The organism is Natronorubrum halobium (assembly GCF_051351675.1).
Lineage (GTDB): Archaea > Halobacteriota > Halobacteria > Halobacteriales > Natrialbaceae > Natronorubrum.
The window spans coordinates 1,964,923-1,988,213 of sequence record NZ_CP195595.1; the positions used below are offsets into that span (position 1 = coordinate 1,964,923).

At 63.5% G+C, this 23,291-nt stretch carries 21 protein-coding genes and 1 tRNA gene; 9 read left to right on the forward strand and 13 right to left on the reverse strand.

Annotated features, from left to right (window positions below):
- Positions 1 to 65: 65 nt before the first annotated feature.
- Positions 66 to 1,610, reverse strand: coding sequence for a thermosome subunit alpha (gene thsA, locus ACSFC7_RS09760; protein WP_436347936.1), 1,545 nt, complete (start codon positions 1,608 to 1,610; stop codon positions 66 to 68).
- Between the two features lie 199 nt (positions 1,611 to 1,809).
- On the opposite strand from thsA, the gene ACSFC7_RS09765 reads away from it, so the two are divergent.
- Complete coding sequence (locus ACSFC7_RS09765; protein WP_436347519.1) at positions 1,810 to 2,637, forward strand: amidohydrolase family protein; 828 nt, start codon at positions 1,810 to 1,812, stop codon at positions 2,635 to 2,637.
- A gap of 303 nt (positions 2,638 to 2,940) precedes the next feature.
- Here the strand turns inward: ACSFC7_RS09765 and ACSFC7_RS09770 are convergent, their stop codons facing one another.
- Genes ACSFC7_RS09770 through ACSFC7_RS09790 form a run of 5 tightly spaced genes read right to left on the reverse strand, consistent with a single transcriptional unit; the run spans position 2,941 to position 5,155 of the window.
- On the reverse strand, positions 2,941 to 3,708 hold the full coding sequence (locus tag ACSFC7_RS09770) for a proteasome assembly chaperone family protein (RefSeq protein ID WP_436347520.1): 768 nt from the start codon (positions 3,706 to 3,708) through the stop codon (positions 2,941 to 2,943).
- A gap of 6 nt (positions 3,709 to 3,714) precedes the next feature.
- Positions 3,715 to 3,894 carry an RNA-protein complex protein Nop10 gene (locus tag ACSFC7_RS09775; protein WP_436347521.1) on the reverse strand — a complete coding sequence of 60 codons (180 nt, stop codon included), beginning with the start codon at positions 3,892 to 3,894 and terminating at the stop codon, positions 3,715 to 3,717.
- Between the two features lie 3 nt (positions 3,895 to 3,897).
- On the reverse strand, positions 3,898 to 4,698 hold the full coding sequence (locus ACSFC7_RS09780) for a translation initiation factor IF-2 subunit alpha (protein ID WP_436347522.1): 801 nt from the start codon (positions 4,696 to 4,698) through the stop codon (positions 3,898 to 3,900).
- Complete coding sequence (locus ACSFC7_RS09785) at positions 4,695 to 4,868, reverse strand: 30S ribosomal protein S27e (protein ID WP_006089161.1); 174 nt, start codon at positions 4,866 to 4,868, stop codon at positions 4,695 to 4,697. Before ACSFC7_RS09785 ends, ACSFC7_RS09780 begins: the two co-directional genes overlap by 4 nt.
- Positions 4,869 to 4,873: 5 nt before the next feature.
- Positions 4,874 to 5,155 (reverse strand): 50S ribosomal protein L44e, encoded by a 282-nt coding sequence (locus ACSFC7_RS09790; RefSeq protein WP_436347523.1) that lies wholly within the window; start codon positions 5,153 to 5,155, stop codon positions 4,874 to 4,876.
- Between the two features lie 179 nt (positions 5,156 to 5,334).
- Here ACSFC7_RS09790 and ACSFC7_RS09795 point away from each other — a divergent pair, with 179 nt between their 5' ends.
- From ACSFC7_RS09795 to ACSFC7_RS09815, 5 genes are all read left to right on the forward strand, one after another.
- Positions 5,335 to 8,655 carry a cbb3-type cytochrome c oxidase subunit I gene (locus ACSFC7_RS09795; RefSeq protein WP_436347524.1) on the forward strand — a complete coding sequence of 1,107 codons (3,321 nt, stop codon included), beginning with the start codon at positions 5,335 to 5,337 and terminating at the stop codon, positions 8,653 to 8,655.
- 74 nt (positions 8,656 to 8,729) lie between these two features.
- Positions 8,730 to 8,996 carry an HAH_0734 family protein gene (locus ACSFC7_RS09800; protein WP_436347525.1) on the forward strand — a complete coding sequence of 89 codons (267 nt, stop codon included), beginning with the start codon at positions 8,730 to 8,732 and terminating at the stop codon, positions 8,994 to 8,996.
- Positions 8,997 to 9,216: 220 nt separating this feature from the next.
- Entirely contained in the window at positions 9,217 to 9,663 is a 447-nt protein-coding gene (locus ACSFC7_RS09805; RefSeq protein ID WP_436347526.1) for a GtrA family protein, read from the forward strand.
- A 66-nt stretch (positions 9,664 to 9,729) separates the two neighbouring features.
- Positions 9,730 to 9,804, forward strand: a tRNA-Met gene (locus ACSFC7_RS09810).
- Positions 9,805 to 10,239: 435 nt separating this feature from the next.
- Positions 10,240 to 11,181, forward strand: coding sequence for a hypothetical protein (locus tag ACSFC7_RS09815; protein ID WP_436347527.1), 942 nt, complete (start codon positions 10,240 to 10,242; stop codon positions 11,179 to 11,181).
- A gap of 21 nt (positions 11,182 to 11,202) precedes the next feature.
- Here the strand turns inward: ACSFC7_RS09815 and ACSFC7_RS09820 are convergent, their stop codons facing one another.
- On the reverse strand, positions 11,203 to 12,195 hold the full coding sequence (locus ACSFC7_RS09820; RefSeq protein WP_436347937.1) for an ABC transporter permease: 993 nt from the start codon (positions 12,193 to 12,195) through the stop codon (positions 11,203 to 11,205).
- A gap of 275 nt (positions 12,196 to 12,470) precedes the next feature.
- Here ACSFC7_RS09820 and ACSFC7_RS09825 point away from each other — a divergent pair, with 275 nt between their 5' ends.
- From ACSFC7_RS09825 to ACSFC7_RS09835, 3 genes are read left to right on the forward strand one after another with little or no spacing between them, the layout of a single operon-like run.
- A complete protein-coding gene (locus tag ACSFC7_RS09825) occupies positions 12,471 to 13,664 on the forward strand; it encodes an ABC transporter permease (RefSeq protein WP_436347528.1) in 1,194 nt (397 codons plus the stop codon).
- An 8-nt stretch (positions 13,665 to 13,672) separates the two neighbouring features.
- Complete coding sequence (locus ACSFC7_RS09830) at positions 13,673 to 14,740, forward strand: ABC transporter ATP-binding protein (RefSeq protein ID WP_436347529.1); 1,068 nt, start codon at positions 13,673 to 13,675, stop codon at positions 14,738 to 14,740.
- Positions 14,737 to 16,071, forward strand: a complete 1,335-nt coding sequence (locus tag ACSFC7_RS09835) for an ABC transporter ATP-binding protein (protein ID WP_436347530.1) — start codon at positions 14,737 to 14,739, stop codon at positions 16,069 to 16,071. The genes ACSFC7_RS09830 and ACSFC7_RS09835 overlap by 4 nt, the downstream gene beginning before the upstream one ends.
- Before the next feature lie 25 nt (positions 16,072 to 16,096).
- Here the strand turns inward: ACSFC7_RS09835 and ACSFC7_RS09840 are convergent, their stop codons facing one another.
- The 6 genes from ACSFC7_RS09840 to ACSFC7_RS09865 form a co-directional block, all read right to left on the reverse strand.
- Positions 16,097 to 16,645: a hypothetical protein gene (locus ACSFC7_RS09840; protein ID WP_436347531.1), complete on the reverse strand. Its 549-nt coding sequence runs from the start codon at positions 16,643 to 16,645 to the stop codon at positions 16,097 to 16,099.
- A gap of 64 nt (positions 16,646 to 16,709) precedes the next feature.
- Positions 16,710 to 18,107 (reverse strand): ABC transporter ATP-binding protein, encoded by a 1,398-nt coding sequence (locus ACSFC7_RS09845; protein ID WP_436347532.1) that lies wholly within the window; start codon positions 18,105 to 18,107, stop codon positions 16,710 to 16,712.
- Positions 18,100 to 19,176, reverse strand: coding sequence for an ABC transporter ATP-binding protein (locus ACSFC7_RS09850; protein WP_436347533.1), 1,077 nt, complete (start codon positions 19,174 to 19,176; stop codon positions 18,100 to 18,102). Before ACSFC7_RS09850 ends, ACSFC7_RS09845 begins: the two co-directional genes overlap by 8 nt.
- On the reverse strand, positions 19,176 to 20,231 hold the full coding sequence (locus ACSFC7_RS09855) for an ABC transporter permease (RefSeq protein ID WP_436347534.1): 1,056 nt from the start codon (positions 20,229 to 20,231) through the stop codon (positions 19,176 to 19,178). Before ACSFC7_RS09855 ends, ACSFC7_RS09850 begins: the two co-directional genes overlap by 1 nt.
- Complete coding sequence (locus ACSFC7_RS09860) at positions 20,224 to 21,180, reverse strand: ABC transporter permease (RefSeq protein ID WP_436347535.1); 957 nt, start codon at positions 21,178 to 21,180, stop codon at positions 20,224 to 20,226. Before ACSFC7_RS09860 ends, ACSFC7_RS09855 begins: the two co-directional genes overlap by 8 nt.
- Positions 21,181 to 21,227: 47 nt before the next feature.
- Entirely contained in the window at positions 21,228 to 23,159 is a 1,932-nt protein-coding gene (locus ACSFC7_RS09865) for an ABC transporter substrate-binding protein (RefSeq protein WP_436347536.1), read from the reverse strand.
- Between the last annotated feature and the right edge of the window lie 132 nt (positions 23,160 to 23,291).

The window sequence follows — 23,291 nt, forward strand, 5'->3', positions numbered from 1 at the left end:
ATCTCGAAATCCGACTGAAACCGAAAAAAACGGCAGGAAACGACGGGAAGCGGCGGAAAGCGACGTTATTCGGCGGCGATGACGTCGTCGATGCGAACGATCATCGTCGCGGCTTCGGTCGCGCTCTCGATGGCCTCGCGTTTGACGTCGGCCGGGTCGACGACGCCGTACTCGAAGGGATCGTCGATCGTGACGTCCTCACCGCTGGTGATCAGACCGGCACGACCCTCGGACTCGTGGGCGGCACGAAGGTCCACGAGCGAGTCGATCGGGTCCTGGCCGGTGTTGGCGGCGAGCGTCCGCGGGATCACGTCGAGCGCGTCGGCGAAGGCCGTCACGGCGAGCTGTTTGCGGCCTTCGATACCCGCGGCTTCCTGACGGATCTTGTCCGCGATGGCGATCTCGGTCGCGCCGGCGCCAGGGACGACCTCGCCGGAGGCGAGTGCCGTCGCGACGACGTCGAGTGCGTCGTCGATGGCGCGCTCGAGTTCGTCGACGACGTGTTCGGTGCCGCCGCGGACGAAGACGGTGACCGTCTCGGCGGCCGCGCCGCCCTCGACGAACGCGAGGTCGTCGTCGCCGAAGTTCTCGCTACGGATACGGTCGGCCTCGCCGAAGTCGGATTCCTCGAGGTCGTCGAGGGCACCGACGCGGCGAGCACCCGTCGCGGAGACGATGTCGCGGGCGTCGCTGTTGCCGATGTTCTCGAAGACGAGCACGCCTTCGTTGGCGAGATAGTTGCTGACGCGGTCGTCGACGTCGTCGGTCGTGAAGACGACGTCGGCCCCGCTCTCGGCGACGGTCTCGGCGTAGCCGCGAACTTCGCTCTCCTCGGCGTCGATGGCCGTGTTGAGCTGATCGATCGAGTCGATGGCGTACTCGGCGTCGATATCGCCCGTGCGGACGCCGAGTTCGACGTCGAGGACGGCGATCAAGGCGTCCTCGACCTCGCTCGGCATGCCCTCGTGGGCGGGCTCTTCGTCGATGACGATGCCGGGAACGAGCTCCGTCGCGTTCGAGGAGGCTCCGATCTGGGTGTGGACGGTGACGTTGTCTCGAGCGACGCCGTCGTCCAGTTCGACGTGACGGATCGCTTCGACGACCGTCTCGGCCAGCGATTCGGCGGTGAGACCGCCGGTGCCTTTGCCGGTCATGCTCGACTCGGCGACCTGCTTGAGAATCTCGTCGTCGACGGCGTCCTCGCTGATCTGTTCGGCGATCGCTTCGAGGGCGATCTCGGAGGCCTCGTGGTAGCCCTCGACGATCGTCGTCGCGTGGACGTCCTGTTCGATGAGGTCTTCGGCCTCACCCAGCAGGTTGCCAGCGACCACGGCCGCGGTCGTCGTCCCGTCTCCGACTTCCTCTTCCTGGGAGTCGGCGACTTCGACGATCATCTGGGCCGCGGGGTGCTCGATATCCATCTCGTTGAGAATCGTCGCCCCGTCGTTGGTGATGACGACCTCGCCGGCGGAGTCGACGAGCATCTTGTCCATTCCGCGGGGTCCGAGCGTCGTCCGTACGGCTTCGGCAACCGCCTTGCCGGCCATAATGTTCGACGACTGGGCGTCGCGACCCTGTGTTCGCTGGCTATCCTCGCTCATGATGAACATAGGCTGCCCGCCCATGCGTCGCTGTTGTGCCATAGTTGAATCCTCACTAACTATGTCGTCAGCACTTCTATATAAGTATTTCGCTCCCGTCCCCACTCCGTCTGGCGATTGCACCGCCGACAGCCGCCCGTATACCACCGAACGTGACGGTCACGGGGCCGGTAGGGAAATATGGGTCGGCCGGCAAGGGCCGGTAGGGATGCTGGAACTGGAACACGGGTTTCGCGTCGTCGACGTTTACGCGCGACTGGTCCCGGACGGGACGACGGGCGGGCTCGGGGGACAGCCGATCACGCCGGATCGACTCGAGCGGGAGATGCATCAGGCGGGTATCACCAGATCGATCGTCTTCCCGCCGGCCAGCGCGAACACGAGTTACGTCGCGCCGAACAACGGCGTCGCCCGCCACAGCGTCGACCGTCCGTTCGTCGCCGTCGCCCGGATCAACGGCACGCAGCAATCGGGTGCGAGCGTGACGGCGCGTCTCCGCAACGCGGTCAGCAGCCGCCAGGAGTTCCACACGACCCCCGAAGACGTCGAGAAGTACGCCTACGACGACCGCTTTCACGGCTTCGTCATCGATCCCACCGTCGACGGCTACCCCGACGACGCCGTCCTCGCCACCCTCGAGGACGTCGACCTCCCCGTGATCGTCTGTGGCGGCGTCGAGGCCCCACCCGAGACCCTCGCGACGACGCTGCTCGAGCGCTCCTTCCCCGTCGTCGTCGCCCACTTCGGCGGCCACCCGCTCGAGCGCTCGCGCATGCACGAGATGGTGGATCTCCTCGACGCGTACGACGACTGCTACCTCGAGACGAGTTTCGTCCGGTATCGCGACCTCCTCGAGCGCGCGTTGCTCGAGCATCCCGATCGAGTACTCTTCGGCAGCGGTGTCCCGGCCTGCCATCCCGACGTCGCGGTCATGGAAATCCTCACGCTCGACGTTTCCGAGGACAAACTGTGGCGAGCCTTTTCGAAAAACGCCTGTCGCGTGTTCGAGGCGCTGGCAGCGGATGCCGACGCGTAAGTATCGCTCTCGGACCCGATCACGTCCGCCGCTCCGTTCCAGTCACACGACCGTCCTCGAGCGACGACTGTCCAACGAGCGATTCGTTATCCCACCGGAAGGTAGATAGATGTGTAGACTAATTCTCTCCCGATACCGTATGGTTCAGTATTCGGCGGAACGCTGTTCCGATTGTAACGGGAAGAAGATTTCACGGATGGACGGCACCGTCTGGTGTCCGAACTGCGCACTGTTTCGTCCACGAGCGACGCGAGAAACGGAATCGTAGCCGCCGAAATCGGACCGGAATCGCGACTCGTCGGTTTAGCCGATATACCGCAGGTCGTTGTCCGTCGGGACGTCCATCTGCTGTTGTTGTTCCATCTCCTGGATCTTGCCGATGACGTCCTCCATCTCGTCGGCGCGTTCGTCCAGCGACTCGTACTCGAGTTCGACGCCGAGTCGGTCCTCGAGCACTTCGAGCACGGCCCGAGCGCTCTTGGGATCGACCAGATAGCCGCTGGTCTCGCCCATCAGACAGGCGGCCTCGAAGCCGCGACGTTCGCCCAGTCCGAGCATGAGCCCCGAGACGCCGACGATGCCGCCCGCGGGTTCGTCCTCGCGGAACTCGACGCCGGCGTCCTCGAGCGCCTCGAGCATCGATTCGTCGCTGACGGCACCGACGACGGCGTACTCGTCGATGAGTTCGCCGGTCGGGACGCCGCCGAGTGCGTACACCTCGGTCGCGTCGAACTCCTCGGCGACGTCGAGGAAGGCGTCGGTCAGCACGTAGTGGCCCTCGTTGGTCTGGGCCTGATGGTCGCCGGTCAGCAACAACAGATCACGACCGTCGGGGACGGTGACGGCGTGGAGTTTCGCGCAGGTGAGTTCCGAGACGCCGTCCTCGACGCTCACCTGCGGCGGAAACTCGTGGGAGTAGATCCGGCGTACGAGCGTACTGTCGCCCTCGAGTTCCTCGAGCAGGTGTTCGACGGCGAGGCTTCCGACGTGACCGACACCCGGCAGCCCCTCGACGAGGACGGGGTCGTCTAGTTCGACCTCGGCGACTGCGTCGATCTCGAGTTCGTCCATACCGTATCAGCGATGGCGACGTTTAAGAGACCGTCGGTACTCGCCGTGTGGATCGTTCGGATCGAACGGCGCAGGGGCGCTGTTTTCGGCGTCGGCACCGCACTTCGGACAGATCGCAGAAAGCGTGTACACCGGGCGGTCGTGTGCGTCGCGCCACGCCGAACACACCCGGATATCCGACTTCATACGTTATTCGTCGTCGGTTCGTCGTTCGCGGTGGTACTCGCCCTCGCCGCCTTCGGACTCGATGGCGGCGACCGCACGCTGAGCGCTCTCTTCGAGGTGGGACTCGGCGGTCTTGTAGTTGGGCGCTTTAACCTTGATACGGTACTCCGGGGCACCGACGTAGCTGACCGAGAGCTCGACCTCGTCGGGCACTTCGCCGTTCCCTTCGGCGGCCTCGAGGGCCTCGCGGATCCCGTCGACGCCGCTCGGCGAGGCGTTCTCCAAGTCGACGTAGCCGGTGACGTTGACGTACGGCACCGAGACGTTCTCGCGGGCCGTCTCGACGATGGATTCGATCTCGTCGTCGGAGAGGTCCGTGTCTTCGAGGGCCTCTTCGCCGTGGATCGCGGCCTGCTTGAAGCCGTCGTAGAGGCTGCCGTGGATGCCGATCAGTTCGTTGGCGATCGCGGTGTAGCTCTCGTCGTCGGCGTCCTCGCCGAGCGCGATCCCCATCCAGTTGTCGGCCTTCTGCTCGTTCTTCCAGTCCTGGATCTTGTCGGAGCGCTGGTGATCGTTGACGTCTTTCAGCGAGAGGTCGATCTGCTGGGAGCTCTCGTCGATCTCGAGGACCTTGCAGACGACGATCTGGCCTTCGCGGACGTGATCGCGGACGTTCTTGATCCAGCCGCTCGCGACCTCCGAGATGTGGATCAGGCCGCGTTTGTCCTGATACTCCTCGAGATCGACGAAGACGCCGAAATCTTCGATCTCGTCGATCTTGCCGACGACCAGTTCGCCGGGATCGGGCCAGCCGCTGTACTTCATCGTGACTCGACTGTCTCTAAGATCTCGTGGTCGATCTCGGCTTTGCCACCGGTCGGGCGGGCCAGCGTCGTGCCACAGACGGCACAGGCGACCTCGCTCGAGGCTTTGCCGAAGACGGTCTGTTCGTTCTCGCAGTCACTGCATCGGACGCTGTAGAAATTTCCTGCCATTGTAATCACTCCTGGAACTCGAGTCGGCCGGCGCGCCATCCCTCGCGGAGGTGGGCCTTGCCGCAGTCGCTGCAGCGGTACTTGAGGTCGGTCTTCTTGGTGGGCTTTTCGCCGGCGGGCACCTTCGAGAAGCGACCGGAGTTACCGATCGAAGAGGAGTTTCGCCGGGTGCGGCGAGCGTCCCACTTCATACCCGAGGAACGACCGGAACGGGCCTTTTCAACTTCGTGTTCGTGGTGCTCGTTACAGTGCGGGCAGTACGTATTGAATCGGCGTGGCATCTGCATGGTTATCTCACTTGGCGTGGGCTAAGACAGCGCCGTTTAAAACCCGTTTGGTTCGTCGCCGTCGGTCGATCGCTGGCGGATACGCTCGCCCGGGAATGAATGGCAAGCCACTGACGTGTGTGCGCTTATCCGGGATTCTGTTCACAGTTACCACGCCGAACGGGGCACGAAACACAACGATGGCTCTTTCGAACATCTTGCCGGAAACCGACGTCCTCGATGATCGTGACCGCCCGCCGACCGACTACGTAGCGACCCGACTCGAGTCGGGTGCGGAAACCGTCAGTGAGCTCTCGACGCGGGTCCGCGATGTCGCTTCGACTGGCGCCCGCGATGCGGCCTCGACTCGCATCCGCGACGCGGCCGGCGATCGGGCGACCGACGCCGTCGAGCGGGTCGCCGACGAACTGCTCGAGCGATCGCTCGGTCGGACCCTCGACGAACTGCTCGAGGAATCGGCGCTCGAGGCCGGTGCGAGCGGCGACGACGCCGATCCGACCGACCCGCTCGACCGCCGCCTCGAGAACTTCTTGCGACGGTACGACCTCGACGCGGATCGACTGGACGAGCGTACGCTGGAGGCGATCCGAACCCGGCTGGCGACCGCCGGCTTCGACGTCGACGCGGAAGACCTGCTCGAGGAACTCGCGTCCGAAGGCTCGCCGGACTCGGACGCGGATCGTCCGACCGACGGTCCGCGTCTCGACGATTCGTCCGCGGACGAGCCGCTCGCCGAGGCGTGTTCCCGACTCCGCGCGCAACTAAACGGAACGGCCGATCGGCCGGTCGATAGCGTGCTCGAGGACCTCCTCGAACGCGACGCCGTGGCGGTCGGACACGACCTCGAACGCATCCTCGTCGAGGAACTCCCGTCGCTCGTGGCGGAGACGCAGGCGAGGATGGAGTTGTCCGGCGGAGCGGGATCGAGAGCGCGACCGTCCGATCACCCGCGGCCGGAGCCGGGGGCCTCCGCGGCGACGACCTCGAGCGCGGGACCGTCCGACCCGGCCGCGAGCGGCGGTCGCGGGGGAAGTCTCCGGTCGGCCGTCGCGATGGCGGCCGCGGCAACGACGCTGGTTTCCGACGACGGCGTCGACCCTGCCGTCGCGAATCTGGCGACGACGCTGCTTCGGGCCGGCGACGGCGGTGGCGGCGTGCCGACCGAGCGCGTCCTCCGCGAACTGGTCCCGATGCTGATCTGGACGGGCGCGGAGCGCGACATCGGTCTCGAGACGCTGCGCTCGAAGTCGACCGGGTCGCTCGCGCTCGTGGGGCTGTTCGTCGCTAACCTCGCCGCGATGAGTCTCGGAGCCTGGGTGTCTCGGAAGAAGGCACCGCTGATCCCCGACGAGATTCGGGGTCCCGAGGGGGGTATCGTCGTGACGGACGAGCAGGTCCGCGCGGGGAAGAAAGCGTTCCAGGCCAACGGACTCATGAACCACGGCTCGGTTCTGGGCAACGGCTCGTACTTCGGGGTCGACCTGACGGCGGACGCCCTCGAGCTGAAAGCGGAGTACATGCGCGAGTACTACGCGCGCCAGCACGGTGTCGACTCGTTCGACTCGCTCGAGGACGCCGACCGGGCGGCCGTCTCCCAACGCGTCGAGAGCGAACTGGACGCCGACGCACCCGAGGGCGACGTCGCTCGATACTCGGCGGCTGGAGTGTACGCCCACGAGCGGATTCGAGATCGGTACGTCGACCGCTACTACGGGGGCGCTCCCGACCGCGGAATCCCGCAGGGCTACGTCGACTCCCCCGAGCAGGCCGAACGGATCGCCGACTTCGCGTGCTGGACGGCGTGGATGGCCCACACGGACCGCCCGAACTCGGACCACTCCTACACGAACGACTGGCCGTACGTACCTGCGGCCGACAACCGACCGACCGGGCAGGTGGTCGTCTGGAGCACCATCAGCGTCGTCCTGCTCATCGCCGGCGGCGGAATCGGCGTCTGGGCCTACCACTCCTTCGACGTCGCCGAACCGACGACCGAACTCGTCGACGTGCCGTCGCCCGATTCGGTATCGGTCACGCCGTCCCAGTACGCCGCGGCCCGGTACGTCCCCGTCGCCGGTGCGCTGTTCGTCGCCCAGGTGCTCGTCGGCGCGTATCTGGCTCACTACTACGTCGAGCGGACCGGCTTCTACGGGATCGGGGACGCGCTGGGTATCGACCTCGTCTCCCTGCTGCCGTTCTCGGTGGGTCGCACCTGGCACCTCAACCTCGGCATCCTCTGGATCACGACGCTGTGGCTCGCGGGCGGGCTCTTCCTGCCCGGACTGTTCAGCGAGCGAGATCCGCCCTGGCAGGCCGAAGGCGCGACCGCACTGCTCGGCGCGCTCGTCGCGATTACGGTCGGCGCGTTCGCCGGCGTCTGGCTCGGGACGCGCGGAACGTTCGGTTCGCCCGGGACCGGCGACGACGACGGCGATCTCTGGTGGTGGCTCGGTAGCGAGGGCCTCGAGTACCTCGAGGTCGGCCGGGTCTGGAAACTGGGGCTACTCGCCGGCTTCGCCGCCTGGACGGGACTGGTGCTGCGCGGCGTCCGCCAACTCGACGAACCGTCGACCGGGCTGGGTCACTTCATGACCTACGCGGGCGGCTCCATCGCGCTCATGTTCGCCGCGAGCATGCTCTACACGCCGGAGACGAACATGGCGGTGACGGAGTTCTGGCGCTGGTGGGTCGTCCACATGTGGGTCGAGGGCGTCTTCGAGTTCTTCGTCACGGCCGTGATCTCCGCCGCGCTGGTCTCGATGGAGCTCATCGACAAGGCCGACGCGGAGAAGGCGATCCTCTTCGAGGTGTTCGCGATCATGGCGGCCGGCATCGTCGGCGTCTCCCACCACTACTGGTGGGTCGGGCTGCCCGATATCTGGGTGCCTATCGGAACGACGTTCTCGACGCTCGAGTTCATCCCGCTGGTGTTCGTCCTCTATCGAAGCTTCGGCGAATACCAGTCGCTGAAAGCCCAGGGCGAGGCGTTCCCCTACACGCTGCCGCTGTTATTCATCGCCGGCAGCAGTATCTGGAACTTCGTCGGCGGCGGCGTGCTCGGCTTTTTCGTCAACCTGCCGCTGATCAACTACTACGAACACGGGACCTACCTGACCGTCGCCCACGCCCACACGTCGATGTTCGGTGCGTTCGGGCTGCTCGCGCTCGGTCTCGGGACGTACATCTTGCGCGTCGTCACGCCCGAATCGGACTGGGATCCGACGTGGTTCCGCGGCGCGTTCTGGCTGACCAATATCGGACTCGTCGTCATGTCCGTCGCCTCGTTGCTCCCGATCGGGTTCCTGCAGCTCCAGACGTCCTATCAGGACGGCTACGCCGCCGCTCGGAGCCTCGAGTTCTACGAGCAAGACCACGTCCAGACGCTGCTGTGGGCGCGGACGCTCGGCGACACGCCGATGATCCTCGGGGCGCTCGCGTTCACCGTCGGATCGATACGCCACCTCTGGGCCGCCCGACGGCACCGACTCACGAACGGCTAGCTCGTCCGGCGTTCGCCGCCGCCGGCGGCGAGAACTCCGAAGAGCTTAATCCGCCATCACGAGTAGTCCGGGGCATGAAGCAGCTCATCATCCACGGCGATCCCGGGATTCGGAAGGGGGCCATCATCGACTACGACGAGGAGGAGCTGGTCTGTTTCGGGATCAACCGTAACGGCGAGTGGCACGGGCCCGACCAGGTCCAGCTGTGGTGTACGGTCGGCACCGCCGACGAGTACGAGGACTACGAGAAGCGAAACTACACGCCCCACTTCCTCGACGTGGACCGCGTCGACGCGGAGGCGGTCGACGTCGTCCGCGCGAAAGCCGATCTCGCGATCTGAACGCACGTACACTTGCTTTTCTTTCGCGCGGGCGCTCGCGAAGGCGCCGTGTGCCGTCTCGAGGACGTTCGAGTAGACCACGTACCGTCGCGGAACCGCGGTGAGAATGAGGGCCGCTCGAACTGGATCGCAACACGGATACCGGTGCCGCAGTCAGTGGTCGATACACTCGTGTGTATCAGACATACCGACGCACGATCATGCGAGGGGGCAACCGACGATGAGTGACTCGGTTGCCGAGGCTATTCGGACGCGGTTTCGCGCGTTGCTCTCGACGACGCGGTTTACCCAGTTCGCCAGTGTCGGATTCGTCGGAGCCGCCGTCGACATGATCGTCCTCGCCGTGCTGGTCGACGTCTTCGACGTCTGGTATCTGACGTCGAAGGTGCTCTCCTGGGAGCTCGCGATCATCGTCATCTTCGCGGTCAACGAACGGTGGACGTTCGCCGACTACGGCTCGATGACGCCTCGAGCGCTCGGGAAACGCTTTCTTCGCTCGAACGCGGTTCGGTTCGCGGGCTTTCTGGTAACGCTCTCGGTGCTCGCCGTACTGGTCGATGGCTTCGGCATCTGGTATCTGGCGGCGAACGTGGTCGGGATCGGTATCGGCTTTTTCGTCAACTACACCTGTGAGAGCCTCTACACGTGGAAGGTCCATCGGGACTGACGGTAGAAACCCCCATACGGCGCCCGAATCACAACCCTTAACTAGTGCACTCGGTTATGATGGGATAGCGGGATGGGATAGCCAGGAGATTCCGGCGGGCTCATAACCCGCAGACCGGTAGTTCAAATCTACCTCCCGCTATGTTTTGGCGCGAACAAATTCGTGAGCGCCATCCATAGCCCGGTGGTAGTTTGAACCAGACGGCACCCGAGCGTAGCGAGGGTGACGGCGTGGTTCAAATCTACCTCCCGCTACTTTTCACGGATTCAACAACGACCGACGAGTGTGACGAGGAGGGAGTACTGAATCCGTGAAAATAGTTTAGTAGTAATTTGAACGAGAGAAGACCGTGAGCGGAGCGAGCGGTCTTCGCGTCGTTCGAATTTTCCGTTCACATCGCAACCACTCGAGGCTACGCAGCCGCCTTCTTCGGCTCGCGACGCGAATCCCTGCGCGCCCGCGGCAGTTGCTCTTCTCGAGCGTGTCGGCCCGTACACGGTACCGATCGAACTACCGTCCAGCGAGGGAGTCACTCGTGTCCCACCAGTTTTTATCGCTGGGGTTCAATCGAGGGGTATGCCAGAGGAGCCAACGTCGGCCATCGACCGGTTTCGAGAGCCCGAGTATACGGGCGAAAATCGGTGTGTCCCGTGTACCGCCGTCAACGTGGGAATCGCCCTCGCAGCGAGCGTGCTCGTCGCACTTCGGTCGCGGCGAGTCGCTGCCTTCGCGTTCGGGGGATCCCTGCTCGTGATCTACCTCAGAGGGTATCTCGTTCCGGGAACACCGACGCTCACGAAGCGGTATCTACCCGATTCGGTCCTCGCGGCGTTCGACAAGCAGTCGCTCGAGGGGCCACGGACCGGGATCGAAATCGAGGCGGTCTCCGAGTCCGGGAGTGCACCCGAGGACGCGGAGTCTGCGGCGGCCGATGGGGGCGCCACGGAGTGGGAAACCCTCGAAGAACTCGAGTACCAGCGCGAGAACGCCGTCGATCCGGCGGAGTTTCTGCTCGAGGTGAACGCGATCGAGCCGTGTGAGCGGGAATCCGACCTCTGTCTGACCGACGAGTTCGACGCTCGCGTCGGGCGCGAACTGGACCGCGATCACGACGTGACGGACCGGGCGACGCTCGCCGAACTGTTCGATGTCGACCGACGTGCCGTGACGGTCAAAGAGCGAGGCTATCCTGCGATCAAGATCGGCCGCCGGATCCACAAGTGGCCCGGGACCGCGGCGCTCGCCACTGACGTCGCGACTCACTACGCACTGTGCGAGCAAACCGACGAGTGGACGGCTGTTCCTCGCGGACAACGGCTCGCAGTGCTCGAGGCGCTGCGCTCGTTCCACGATACGTGTCCGGACTGCGGCGGCGCGATCGCGCTGACCGACGAGACGGTCGAATCGTGCTGTCGATCGTACGAGGTGCTCGCGCTCGGGTGCGCCGACTGCGAGGCGCCGTTGCTCGAGTTCGATCCAAGAGAGATCGGCGGCGAGGACGGCGGCATCGAGCCCTGAGGGTGAGGCGGCGGTGGCCGATCACCGACGGCCCGTATCGACGCGCGGGTCGAGACTACTGTAGGCCAGATCCTGAACGATGTTTCCGACGATACCGACAGCGATGATGACCAGCGTACAGCCGAGTACGACGGGTAAGTCCCGCATGTGGACTGCACTGAACAGGAGCGCGCCGAAGCCGTCGATTCGAAACAGCGACTCGATCACGAACACCGCGAGGACGAGCAACGCTAACGCTTCGGTAAACAGCATCGAGAACAATGGGATCGCCGAGTTTCGAACGATGTGTCTCGCGATCTGAACGCTGCTCGCACCTTTCGCCTCGACGAGCGTTACGAAATCCGCGGAGACGTACTCGAGTGAGTGTGCGCGCGAATAGCTCACGTAGCCGCCTAACAGGGTCGTCGCGGTCAGCACGGTAGGAAGGACGTGATCGAACAGTAGCGGGGAGTCGGGAATAACGCCGCCTGCGGCAAACGAGAGCAACATCCCGCCGATCCAGAAGTTCGGCAGCGCAAAGCAGAGATACGCCGTGTTCAGTCCCGCTCCAGCGAGGCGGCTGTCGGGGTTCATAGCCGCGTAGAGACCGATGAGGATTCCGAACGAGATCGCGATCACGATCGCCGGGAGGACGTACGTCGCCGTCCGAACGACCGAATCCGTGACCATCGGCAAGACTGGTTCGCCGGTCGTGTAGAACGACGCCTGTCCGCCTTCGCCCGCGCCGATAAAGAACGAATCACCCCAATCGAGTGTCAGCATGTTCCCCATCCAGTCGAGATACTGCTGCCAGAGCGGCCGGTCGAGTCCGTGTGTGGCCAGATACTCGTTGACCGAGTTCTCGATCTCCTGTTCGTTGGCCCCGCCGTATCGCATCGTTCCTTCGATAGTCTCTTCGACCCAATCACGGCTCATCGTGAACGTCACGAACACTGTGGTCAACACGGCCCATGCGGCGACGAACCCCATGAAGACCCGCGTGGCGATGATGCGGAGGAAGTTCACTCCGACCACCACACCGCAGCGGCGGTCCCCTCGATCGAATCGACCGCCCGTGACGTTGCTACTCGCGGGTGTCGGTCGTTCCAGGTCCGCATCCCACGCGATAGCGATCGGTGATCGAGCCCTGTCCGGACCCCGGACCGTGCCGTACCGAGACGGGACGTGGAGAGCATTGTCAACAGGTACCAACGGTCAGATGAAAAACGTATCGTTTCTGTACATCGGGCCGGAGCTGTTTCACTAGGGATAGATTTATTACACGATAGTCAATCATTCCGGTCGTCCCCATGGGAGACGCTTCCGAGCCCCGTCGTTTCGAGCGGGTCAACTGGAACAAAGTCGATCACTCGAGACGGTTCGTCACGCCGACCAGAGGGGTGTTCCTTGCAGGGATACTGCTTCTCGTGGGACTATCCCTCCTCGAGAGAGCCGATGCCGTCTCGCTCGGCGTCTCCTTCGGGCGTATCGACTGGGTGATCTCGCTGGGCGCCGTCGTTCTGGCTTCGATAGTGGTCGTTCCCGCCGTCCGACGGCGCGAGTTGACCCGGCGCGCGCTGTTCCGACTCGTCTCCCGGCCAGTCCACGCGGCTGGTGCCGTCTTCCTCGTCGGTCTCTCACTCGTCGCAGTCGTCGGGCCGGTCATCGTCGGCTCCACGGAGCTCGCGTTCCAACACCGGCTTCACGCACCGTACGGGTTTACCGGAAAGGCGTCGTGGAGCGCCGAGTGTCTCGGCGAGGTGACCGACGGCGAGGGGATCACTCGCTACTGTGGCGGGTCGATGACCTACCCGCTGGGAACGAACCATCGCGGACACCCGATGGGACAACTCATCGTCGAAGGTGCACGCACGACGCTGTACGTGCTCGTCTTTACTGCCGCGTTCGTCGTCCCGCTCGCTGCGACCGTCGGAATCGGTGCCGGGTTTCGGGGCGGACGCATCGACGATCTGTTGATGAGCTACGTCGACGTACAGCTCTGCATTCCCGCGATCGTGGTCTTTTTCGTCGGCTACATGTACTGGAACGTCTCGTTGCTATTGTTGCTGGTCATGTTCGGGCTGTTTAGCTGGGGCGGTATCGCTCGTCTTGTCAGAAGTGAAACGCTCCAGCGACGGGAAGACGGTCACGTGCTCGTCGCTCGGAGCCTCGGCGCCTCGCCGTTTTACGTCGCGAAACGACACATCGTCCCGAATATCACGAATACGCTCATCCCCGCGATCTTTCACCTCCTCGCACTGCTGGTCCTCGTCGAAGCCGGCGTCGCGTTTCTCGGTTTCCACCACATCGAACTCTACTCGTGGGGTTCGACGATTCAGGAAGGGCTCGACCCACCGGTGTCCGGCGTCGGTCTCACGATGGAGCCGCACAAAATCTGGTGGGTCTCGACGTTCCCCGCGATCGCACTCACGCTGACGCTCGTGTCGCTCAAACTCGTCGGCGACGGCCTCCGCGACGCCCTCGATCCGCGACGCAACCACTAACACGATCGATGACGACAGAAAACGACTCCACAACGACGCCAGGCGACCGGTCCGGAGCGACGCCGCTCCTGACCGTCGAGAACCTTCGAACGCGAATTCGAACCGACCGCGAGACCGTTCACGCCGTCGACGGCGTGAGTTTTACCGTCGACCGCGGTGAGACGGTGTGTCTCGTCGGCGAGTCCGGCAGCGGAAAGAGCGTTACGTGCGAATCGGTGACCAAAATCGTTCCCCGGCCGCCGGCCGAAATCGTCGACGGCACCGTCGAGTTCGACGGCCACCGACTCCTCGAAGCAGACGAGTCTCGGCTTCGCGAGATCCGCGGTAGCCGCATCGCACACGTCTTTCAGAACCCACAGAGTGCGCTGGATCCCGTCTGTACCGTCGGCGACCAATGTATCGAGGCGATTACGATCCACGAGAATATTTCCAACGCGGTCGCCCGCGAGCGCGCGATCGAGCGGTTCCGAGCGGTCGGCATCCCGCGAGCGTCGGCGCGGATCGACGACTATCCACACGAGTTCTCCGGCGGCCAGCAACAGCGGATCGCGATCGCGATCGCACTGGCAGCCGACCCCGACCTGTTGATCGCCGACGAACCGACGACGGCCGTCGACGTCACCGTCCAGGCACGGTTGATCGAACTGCTCCAGCGGCTGACCGACGGCGGGATGTCGATCCTGTGTATCACGCACGATCTTCGCGTCGTCGCCGCGCTTGCCGATCGGGTACTCGTGATGTTCGGCGGCACAATCGTCGAACGTGCCCCGACCGAGAAGCTCTTCAGTCAGCCGTCTCACCCCTACACCCAGTCACTGATCGATAGCTACGACGGTCTCTCTCGACGGGCGGACCGCTCGGCTCGAGGGGAGATCCCGACCGACGGCTGCCGATTCAGAGACGAGTGCCCACACGCCGTCGACGCGTGTGCTGGTTCCGACCAGCCGCCGTTCGCCGCCGTCGCCGATCGGACCCACCACGCCGTCTCGTGCGTGCACTTCGGGCCCGAGAGCGATCCGGAACCGATCCTGGACGACGGTCGGGAGATGCGACCGATTCCGGAGGAGGGACAATGACCGGACCGGAAACCGGCTCCGACGAGGAGACGAGACGAGAGACCGGAGCCGAACCGGAGTCGAACGACTCGCCGTTGCTCGAGGTCGAGAATCTCGACGTTCACTATCCGATCACGAAGGGGCTGCTCAGACGAGAGGTCGGTCGCGTCCGGGCGGTCGACAGCGTGAATTTCGATATCGCACGGGGTGAAACGTTCGGGCTCGTCGGCGAATCGGGCAGCGGTAAGACCACGATCGCTCACTCCGTCCTCGGACTCGAGGAGCCGACCGGCGGCGAGATCTGGTTCGACGGGGAGCCCGTGAGCGAACTCTCGGGCGCAGCGCTCCGAGCGTTCCGCCGCAGAGCCCAACTCGTCGTACAGGATCCGAACGAGGCGTTCAACCCGCGGATGACGATGGGCGAGGCGGTCGCCGAGCCGCTCGTGCTCCACGGGATGAACGATGCGGACCGTCGCCGAGCGATCGTCGAGAATCTCCTCGAGCGGGTCGGGCTGTCGGCGGCGGACGCCGACCGCTATCCGCACGAGTTTTCCGGCGGCGAAACACAGCGGCTCTCGATCGCTCGGGCGCTCGTCCTCAATCCGGATCTGATCGTCGCCGACGAGCCGACGAGCGCGCTCGACGGCCGAGTCCAGTCGGACGTTCTCGCGCTGCTCGACGACGTTCGACGGGAGTTTGATATTTCGATTCTGTTCATCAGTCACGATATCGACGTCGTCCGCCGGTTCTGTGACCGCGTCGCGGTGATGTATCTCGGTGAGATCGTCGAACTGGGACCAATCGAGGACGTCCTCGAGTTCCCCGCGCATCCGTACACGCGCCTGTTGCTCGGTTCCGTTCCGAGCCTCGATCCGACGGAACAGCAGTTCGAACGGCCGCTGACCGATACCGTTCCGGATCCCGCCGACCCGCCGTCGGGCTGTCGGTTTCACACGCGGTGTTCGGCGGTGATTCCGTCGGACGACGTGGACCTCCCCTGGGAACAGTGGCGGGCGGTCGTCGCGTTTCGATTCACCCTCCAGGCGGGCGAGCTGCCGGAGTCGATCGCCGTCGAAACGATCGACGGCGAGATCGACGACGCGACGGTTCGAGAGCGGTTCGATCTCCCAGTGACACTGCAGGACGAAGCCGTCGATCGCGGCGTCGACGAGGCGGTTTCGGCGCTGATAGCGGGCGATCTGCAGGCCGCTCGTGACCGTCTCAGCGAGACGGTTCCGACCGTCTGTGAGCGACGGACGCCGACAGCCACGGAACGCGAAACGGGCCACTCGGTGTGCTGTCACCGCTACGATTCGACGATCGAGGCTGAGCCTCGGTCCTGGGAACGATAGCGTCGTGAACGACCGGTCTCCTTCCTCACGCTTCCGCGTCCGGAACGATGCGGACCGTCGTTTCGTCGGAGAGCCCCTTTTCGGCCGGATCCTCGACGTTGAGTTCGACGCCGATCGTGTGCGTGCCGTCCTCGGCGGGCTCCCACTCGTCGTCGGCGATCCGGAAGTGCTGGTGCCACCGTTTCGTGAACTGCTTTCGCTCACCGCGGTCGAAGACGAGCGAGCCCGTTTCGTCCGGCGGATCGCGAAGCGGGACGTGTGACGCCTCCGGGACGCCATCGACGGACCACGACCACAGGAGCGGTGAGTTCGTCGAGATCGTGATCGGGAACGGCATCGTGTTCTTCATCGTGACTCGAAAGGGGACCATCGTCCCGACCGGGTACTCGGTCCGCGGCGACGAGATAGCGACCGATATCGCCCGGTGACCGACTCGATCCGGGACCAGAAGCCGACTCAGTCCGGTCGAGTTCACCGATCGCACCGCCTGCAGCCGCTCGGAAGAATCGGTCTCGTTCGGCGTAAACGGCTCGTCGTCACGGCGAAGCGCCCTCGATTCGTAGATCCGACGCATTGGTGTTGGCTGGGTATACGACGACTAAAACGTTCGGGTAGCGAACGGGTGTCGGTTGGGCCGATCAGTCGTCGGCGACGGCGTCGTCCGTCCCGGTAGTCGTGGTCCGGAACTGTCCGTCCTCGTACCGCTCGTCGTACAATAGACACGAGATCCGGTGTGTCTCGCCCGTCTTCGCCTGGTCTGGATGATGCATCTCACAGGGAGAGGTGAACGATTGCTCGAGCAGTTCGCGCGCATCGGAGAGGTTCTCGGCGTGGAGTGCGTCGACGACCTGCGACAGCGTCCGTTCGATATCGGGATCGGACACCGTCGATGGAATCCCGAACTCCGCTCGGAGTTGCTCGTCGATGGCGTCTCGGGAGCGGTCGCTCAGGACGGCCCGACCGTCGGCGTCGGTGTCCGCGTCGTTGACCGAGAGAAGCGACGTGATCGAGTCCGTCTCTCGCACGCGCAGTTTGAGGTCGACGATCGACCGCCAGACGTCTTGAGCGATGTCGTACTCGTCCGGTTGGATAATCCGTGGACAGCGCGTGTGGAACCGACAGCCCGAGGGCGGGTCGAGCGGCGAGGGAACGGTGCCAGGAAGGAATATCTGCTCGCCCTCCCAGAGGGGGTCCGGTTCCGGAATTGCGGAGAGCAACGCCTCCGTGTACGGATGGTGCGGTGGCGAAAACACCTCTTCGGTCGTGCCGACCTCCGCGAACTCGCCGAGATACATGACGGCGATGCGGTCCGAGATGTGCTCGACGACGCTCAGGTCGTGGGCGATGAAGAGGTATGACAGACCGAACTCTTCCTGTAACTCCTCGAGGAGGTTCAGGATCTGCGCCTGGACGCTGACGTCGAGTGCACTGACGGGTTCGTCGCAGACGATAACCTCGGGGTCGACAGCGAGCGCGCGTGCGATGCCGATCCGCTGGCGCTGGCCGCCGGAGAACTCGTGCGGATAGCGGTGGGTGTGACTCGGGTTCAGACCGACGGTCTCGAGCAGCTCGTAGATTCGGTCGGTCCGTTCGGATCCCGACGCGATCCCGTGGATGTCGAGCGGTTCGCCGATGATATCGCCGACGGTCAGTCGCGGGTTCAGACTCGAGAACGGGTCCTGGAAGATGTACTGGAGGTCCGTTCGAAGGTCCCTGAGCTGTCGGCCAGACGCGTCCGTCAGGTCGACTTCCTCTCGACGTGCGGTATCGTTCTCCGGATCGGTTCGCTGCTGGTAGTAGACCGAGCCGTCGGTGGGTTCGATCAACTGGAGCAGGGTTCGGCCGAGCGTCGTCTTCCCGCAGCCACTCTCGCCGACGATGCCAAGTGTTTCACCCTCGTAGAGTTCGAGGTCGATACCGTCGACCGCTTTTACCTGCTGATTCCGGCCGAGGAGGTTCTCGATGAACCCGCTGTTCGAGTCGTAGTGTTTCGTCAGGTTCTCGGCCCGCAACAGCGGCATCTCGTTTTCAGACATTCTGATCACGTTCTGCGTACTGGGTTTGCTCTTCTACCGGCGAGTCGTCGACCGTCACTTCGTAGTCGAGGCCGCCGTGCAGGTCGCCGGTGTACTCGAGACACGCGGCCGCGTGGTTCGTCGCTTCGCTGGCTTTCTGCCCGCTCTCGGGGTCGAGCATCGGCGGCTCCTTCTGGAGGCAGGCCTCCTCCGCGAACGGGCAGCGGGGATGGAAGCTACAACCCGGCGGGAGTTCGACGAGGTCCGGCATCGTTCCGGGAATCGTCTGAAGTCGATCCCGGTCGTCGCCGACTCGAGGGATCGAACTCATGAGCCCGACGGTGTAGGGATGTTTGGGATCGTAGTAGAGGTCTTCGACGGGCGCCTTTTCGACGGGCTTGCCGGCGTACATTACCATCACCCGATCGCAGACCTGTGCGACGACGCCCAGATCGTGCGTGATGAGTTGAATTGCCGTATCGAACTCGTCCGCGAGCGTCTCGAGTTCGCCCAGGATCTGGGCTTCGATCGTTACGTCGAGCGCGGTCGTGGGTTCGTCACAGAGGAGCAAGTCCGGATCACACGACAGCGCCATCGCGATCACGGCACGCTGTTGCATCCCGCCGGAGAACTCGTGCGGGTAGTCGGAGTACCGGGATTCGGCTTCCGGGATACCGACTTTGTCCAGCAACTGGATCGTCCGCTCGCGTGCCTCGGCGTCGTCGTAGTCCAAGTGATGTCTGACCGCTTCTGCGATCTGCTCACCGACGGTGTAGACGGGATTGAGGGCGGTCTGTGCGTCCTGGAAGACCATGCCGATCTCGTTGCCGCGGATATCCCGCATCTCCTCGTCGCTTAGCTCGAGCAGATTTTCGCCATTGAACAGGATCTCCCCGCTTTCGATCTGACCGGGGCTGTCGATGAGGCGCATCAGCGAGAGCGCGGTGACGCTTTTCCCGGCCCCACTCTCACCGACGACGCCGAACTTTTCGCCCCGTTCGATGCGATACGAGAGGTTGTCGACTGCGTTGACGACGCCCTCCTGCGTGTAGAACTTGACCGTGAGATCGTTTACCTCGAGTAGTGTCATTATCCGCCACCTCCTTGCTTTCCTGCACCGGTTTCCTGTGCGTCGAGTGCGTCGTTGATACCGTCACCGATCATGTTCATTGCCATCACGAACAGGAAAATCGCACCGCCCGGGAACACCGTCGCCCACCAGGGGATCCTCCCGCCGGGTCCCTGAATGAGCGTCTCGCGGGTACTGTCCAGCATGGTCCCCCACTCGGCCGAACTGGACGGCATGCCGAGTCCGAGGAAGCCGAGCGCTGCGACACCGATGACGACAGTCCCGACGTTGAGCGACGCCACGACGATCAACGGTGGCATCGCGTTCGGGACGATGTGTCGAAAGATGACCGACCGATCCCGCGCGCCGAGTGCTTTTGCGGCCAGCACGTACTCGTTTTCTTTGACCTTCAGTACTTCTCCGCGGATGAGCCGTCCGTAGGTCGCCCATCCGAAGAGCGAAAACGCCAGCACGAGCTGCCAGTAGCCGCCCCCGAGGACTGCGACGATGATCAGGGCGAGGATCAGGGCCGGAAACGCGAAGATCGTGTCGACGATGCGCATCATGATCTCGTCGACCCAGCCGCCGTAGTAGCCCGAAATCGCTCCGTAGACGAGTCCGAAGCTGGCGGTCAGCAAGACGACAACGAAGCCGATCGAGATGCTGTATCGGCCGCCGTACAACACCCGTGAGAAGATATCACGGCCGTTTCCGTCGACGCCCATCGGATGGGATGCCGATGGTGGGTCCCAGGTGCTTATGGACGGATCTACCATGTACAGAATCGTTCCCGGTTCGTACGGGGCGAGTCCGAACGGCTGAACCGTCAGTCCGAGAACCGTGATCGGACGCGCGAAAACCGCCAGCATCGAGAGGACGACGACGACTGCGAGCCCGAGCAGCGCGGAGCGATTCCGCGTGAACTTGTACAGCGCTCGCTTCCATCGACTCTGCGTTTCTTGACCGCTCTCTTCCGTCCAGTCGGACAGCCCCTCTCGCTCCGTCACACGCTTCGGATCGAAGCCAGAGATCTGTATTCGGCCTCGTTTCGTCGATGTCGTTCGCTTGTTAGTCATATCTGATCCTCGGATCGAGTACCGCGTACAGGATATCCGCGAGCAGGTTCGCCAGGATGAGGAAGACACCTGTAAACAGCGTGATCGCCATGATGAGGTTGATCTCTCGAGAGACGATAGCGTTGATGAACTCCCTGCCCAGCCCCGGCCAGTTGAAGACGACCTCGACGACGACCGATCCGGCGACGATACCCGCTGTCAGGGTCGCAGCGAGGGTGACGACGGAGATGAGCGAGTTGCGGAACACGTGCTTGAGGACGACCGTCCGTTCGGGTAGGCCTTTCGCTCGAGCGGCCGTGACGTACTCCTTGTTCATCTCTTCGGCCATCGACGTGCGCATGACGCGCATGATACTCGCCGCAGACGCGGTCCCGATCGTGAGTCCGGGGAGGACGAGATACCACAGCATCTCGGGGTGGTACAGCGGCTGTCTCGACGGTGGCAGTACCGGCCAGAGGCCGAGCCAGAGACAGCCGATGAGGATCAACATCAGTCCGAGCCAGAAGTTCGGAATGGAGATCCCCGACAGAGCGATGAACCGGCTGACGGTGTCGCCGAGTTCGTCCTTGTTGACGGCCGCGTAGATCCCGGTCGGGATCGCGATCACGAGTCCGAACACCCAGCCGAAGAGGCCGAGGGCGATCGTCTCCGGAAGGCGGGCCCAGACGACGTCGATGACGGCTCGGTCCGTGGTGATGACCTGACCGAAGTCACCGGTCATGACGTTGCCGATCCAGGTGAGGTACTGCTCCCAGACGGGACCGTCCAGTCCGTATCTGGCGCGTAACCGCGCCTCTTCGGCCGGCCCGACGTGAGGGTTCATTGCGGTCATCTGATCGATGGGATCGCCGGGCGTGAGATGCACGAGGGCGAACGTGATCACCGAGACGCCGAACAGGATCGGCACGATCGATAGTAGCCGTTTCAGTATAAAACGTCGTAAACTCATACTCAGTAAAGCATTATAACGTGGGAGTTAGGTGGTGACCAGTCGGGTTAGAGGTCGTGGTCCTCGATCACTTCTTCGATCAGTTCCTCTGCCCGCTCAGGGTCGTACTCGTTTTGCGGTTTGATCTCCGATTCGAGAGCGTCGTAGTCCGCCGTCCCGGTCCCCTGTGCGAGCGACGGAATGTCCGTCCACGCCGGGCGCGCCCAGCCGTTCAGGACATTGTCGACGATGTTCTGACGGGGAACGAGGTGGTTAACGGCCTTTCGGAGTCGTTCGTCGTCCCACGGTTCGACGTTGAGCGGGTACTGGATGTACTCGTAGCCGCCCGCTTCGACCGAGTCGACGATGTAGTCGTCGGACTCGTCGTACTCGTCGAGCGTGTCCGTCGTCAGCCCGTAGGTCATGTCGATTTCGTCGCTCTGGAGCGCCGCGGATCGGCTGGAGTTTTCCGGAACGATACTCATTTCGACGGTGTCGATGACCGGACCGTCCGGGAATCCCGATGGCCCGTCGAACCAGTCGATCGAGTCGACGCCCATCTGCTCGACCCAGTAGCTGTCGAATTTCGAGTACTCGATATACTGCTGTTCGTCGAACTCGACGAGCTCGTACGGACCGGTACCGATCGGCTGGTCGACGCTCTGTCGCGGGTCGATCGCACTCGCTTCCATCTCGGCGTACTCTTTCGGCATGACCGCGCTCGGCGGCAGGTTACGCTCTGCTTCGGCGTCGGGGATCTGCGCGTAGATGTCGACCGTGTACTCGTCGACTTCGTCGTAGTACAGCGTGGAGTTGAACGTCTGTGCGCTGATGTCGGAGCTTTCCTGACGGAACCCGGAGGCGACGACGTCTTCGGCCGTCATCTCCGTCCCGTCGTGGAATTCGACGCCCTCGCGGAGCGTGTAGCGGTACTGCATACCGAAGACGCCGTCTTCGATCGCGGCGGCGGCGCCGTCTCGAGTGAGGATCCGAACCTCGTCGTCCTCGGCGGGGTTGTCCTCGGGGTGGGTGATATAGACCTGGCCGTCGTGATCGGGGATATCCTCCTCGACACTGACGGTCTCCATGTAGTCGGCGTAATCAACCCGTTCGATGTCGTTGGTCTCAACCAGTTCGTAGCTTTCGGCGAGCCACGGGTAGAGCACCCCTTCGGAGTCGTTTCGAACCAGCGTCTCGAAGATCAGGTCCTGGGCGATGGTCGACGTCGTATCGGTGCTGTAGGGCGGATCGAACGAAGAGGGGTTCTCCGCGATACCGATTCTGATGGTGTCTCCCTCCTGAAGGTCGGAGAGGTCGGTTTCGTCGGGCGTCGCGTCGCTGCGGTCGATCCACGTGACCTGCTCTTCCGTCGGCAGGTACATAAAGTTCCCAATCAGCGTCTGCTGGAACGGCCAGTGGCGGTAGCCGTGGACGTCGGTGTTGACCACACCCGCCTCGAGGTCGAAGTGCGTGATCGAACTCGCTCGAACGTCGGCGAGCAGGCTCCAGACCTCGTCGTAGCGCTCGCGGCGGAGTTCGTCGTCTTCCGCGACGTCGGCGCCGAAGCGTGCGGCGTCGAGGGCTTCGTCGAGCTCGGAAACGTTGACGCCGACCAGATTACAACACTGGCCGTGGTTGTCGCTGTGGTGGAGCGCCTCGCAGAAACTGTGCGGGCTGAAGGTCCCGCCTAGACCGATGCAGGGGAGGACCCCTTCGTTGCCGTATTCGGTGTCCATCACTCGTTGGACGTAGTCACCCCATTCGAAGGTCTCGACGTCGACGTTGAAGTAGCCGGACTGCTCCATCGACTCCGCGATCAACTCGACCATCTGGACGCGATCGTCGTTGTCCGCGTTGACTTCCATCGTCACGTCGAACGTTGCTTCATCGTCGCTGCCACCGAGGCAACCGGCGATTGCGGTAATACCTGCTGCACCTGCACCTTGAAGGAGACGGCGTCGCTTGATCGCTGACCGCGATTGTTTGGTATTCCTGACCATGGATGATTGGTGTATTTCGAAGACATATATATGTATGGTTTTTTACTTAGTCAAGTACTGCCGTGTACAGTAGTGTACATTTTAAGGCAATTATACTCCAAAAGGAGTGCATTTGTGGATACGTTTGTCTGG

Bases quoted from the DNA above. Each gene is read 5' to 3' on its own strand.
- thsA (WP_436347936.1), bottom strand. From the start codon at position 1,610: ATGTTCATCATGAGCGAGGATAGCCAGCGAACACAGGGTCGCGACGCC.
- ACSFC7_RS09765 (WP_436347519.1), top strand. From the start codon at position 1,810: ATGCTGGAACTGGAACACGGGTTTCGCGTCGTCGACGTTTACGCGCGA.
- ACSFC7_RS09770 (WP_436347520.1), bottom strand. From the start codon at position 3,708: ATGGACGAACTCGAGATCGACGCAGTCGCCGAGGTCGAACTAGACGAC.
- ACSFC7_RS09775 (WP_436347521.1), bottom strand. From the start codon at position 3,894: ATGAAGTCGGATATCCGGGTGTGTTCGGCGTGGCGCGACGCACACGAC.
- ACSFC7_RS09780 (WP_436347522.1), bottom strand. From the start codon at position 4,698: ATGAAGTACAGCGGCTGGCCCGATCCCGGCGAACTGGTCGTCGGCAAG.
- ACSFC7_RS09785 (WP_006089161.1), bottom strand. From the start codon at position 4,868: ATGGCAGGAAATTTCTACAGCGTCCGATGCAGTGACTGCGAGAACGAA.
- ACSFC7_RS09790 (WP_436347523.1), bottom strand. From the start codon at position 5,155: ATGCAGATGCCACGCCGATTCAATACGTACTGCCCGCACTGTAACGAG.
- ACSFC7_RS09795 (WP_436347524.1), top strand. From the start codon at position 5,335: ATGGCTCTTTCGAACATCTTGCCGGAAACCGACGTCCTCGATGATCGT.
- ACSFC7_RS09800 (WP_436347525.1), top strand. From the start codon at position 8,730: ATGAAGCAGCTCATCATCCACGGCGATCCCGGGATTCGGAAGGGGGCC.
- ACSFC7_RS09805 (WP_436347526.1), top strand. From the start codon at position 9,217: ATGAGTGACTCGGTTGCCGAGGCTATTCGGACGCGGTTTCGCGCGTTG.
- ACSFC7_RS09815 (WP_436347527.1), top strand. From the start codon at position 10,240: ATGCCAGAGGAGCCAACGTCGGCCATCGACCGGTTTCGAGAGCCCGAG.
- ACSFC7_RS09825 (WP_436347528.1), top strand. From the start codon at position 12,471: ATGGGAGACGCTTCCGAGCCCCGTCGTTTCGAGCGGGTCAACTGGAAC.
- ACSFC7_RS09830 (WP_436347529.1), top strand. From the start codon at position 13,673: ATGACGACAGAAAACGACTCCACAACGACGCCAGGCGACCGGTCCGGA.
- ACSFC7_RS09835 (WP_436347530.1), top strand. From the start codon at position 14,737: ATGACCGGACCGGAAACCGGCTCCGACGAGGAGACGAGACGAGAGACC.
- ACSFC7_RS09840 (WP_436347531.1), bottom strand. From the start codon at position 16,645: ATGCGTCGGATCTACGAATCGAGGGCGCTTCGCCGTGACGACGAGCCG.
- ACSFC7_RS09845 (WP_436347532.1), bottom strand. From the start codon at position 18,107: ATGTCTGAAAACGAGATGCCGCTGTTGCGGGCCGAGAACCTGACGAAA.
- ACSFC7_RS09850 (WP_436347533.1), bottom strand. From the start codon at position 19,176: ATGACACTACTCGAGGTAAACGATCTCACGGTCAAGTTCTACACGCAG.
- ACSFC7_RS09855 (WP_436347534.1), bottom strand. From the start codon at position 20,231: ATGACTAACAAGCGAACGACATCGACGAAACGAGGCCGAATACAGATC.
- ACSFC7_RS09860 (WP_436347535.1), bottom strand. From the start codon at position 21,180: ATGAGTTTACGACGTTTTATACTGAAACGGCTACTATCGATCGTGCCG.
- ACSFC7_RS09865 (WP_436347536.1), bottom strand. From the start codon at position 23,159: ATGGTCAGGAATACCAAACAATCGCGGTCAGCGATCAAGCGACGCCGT.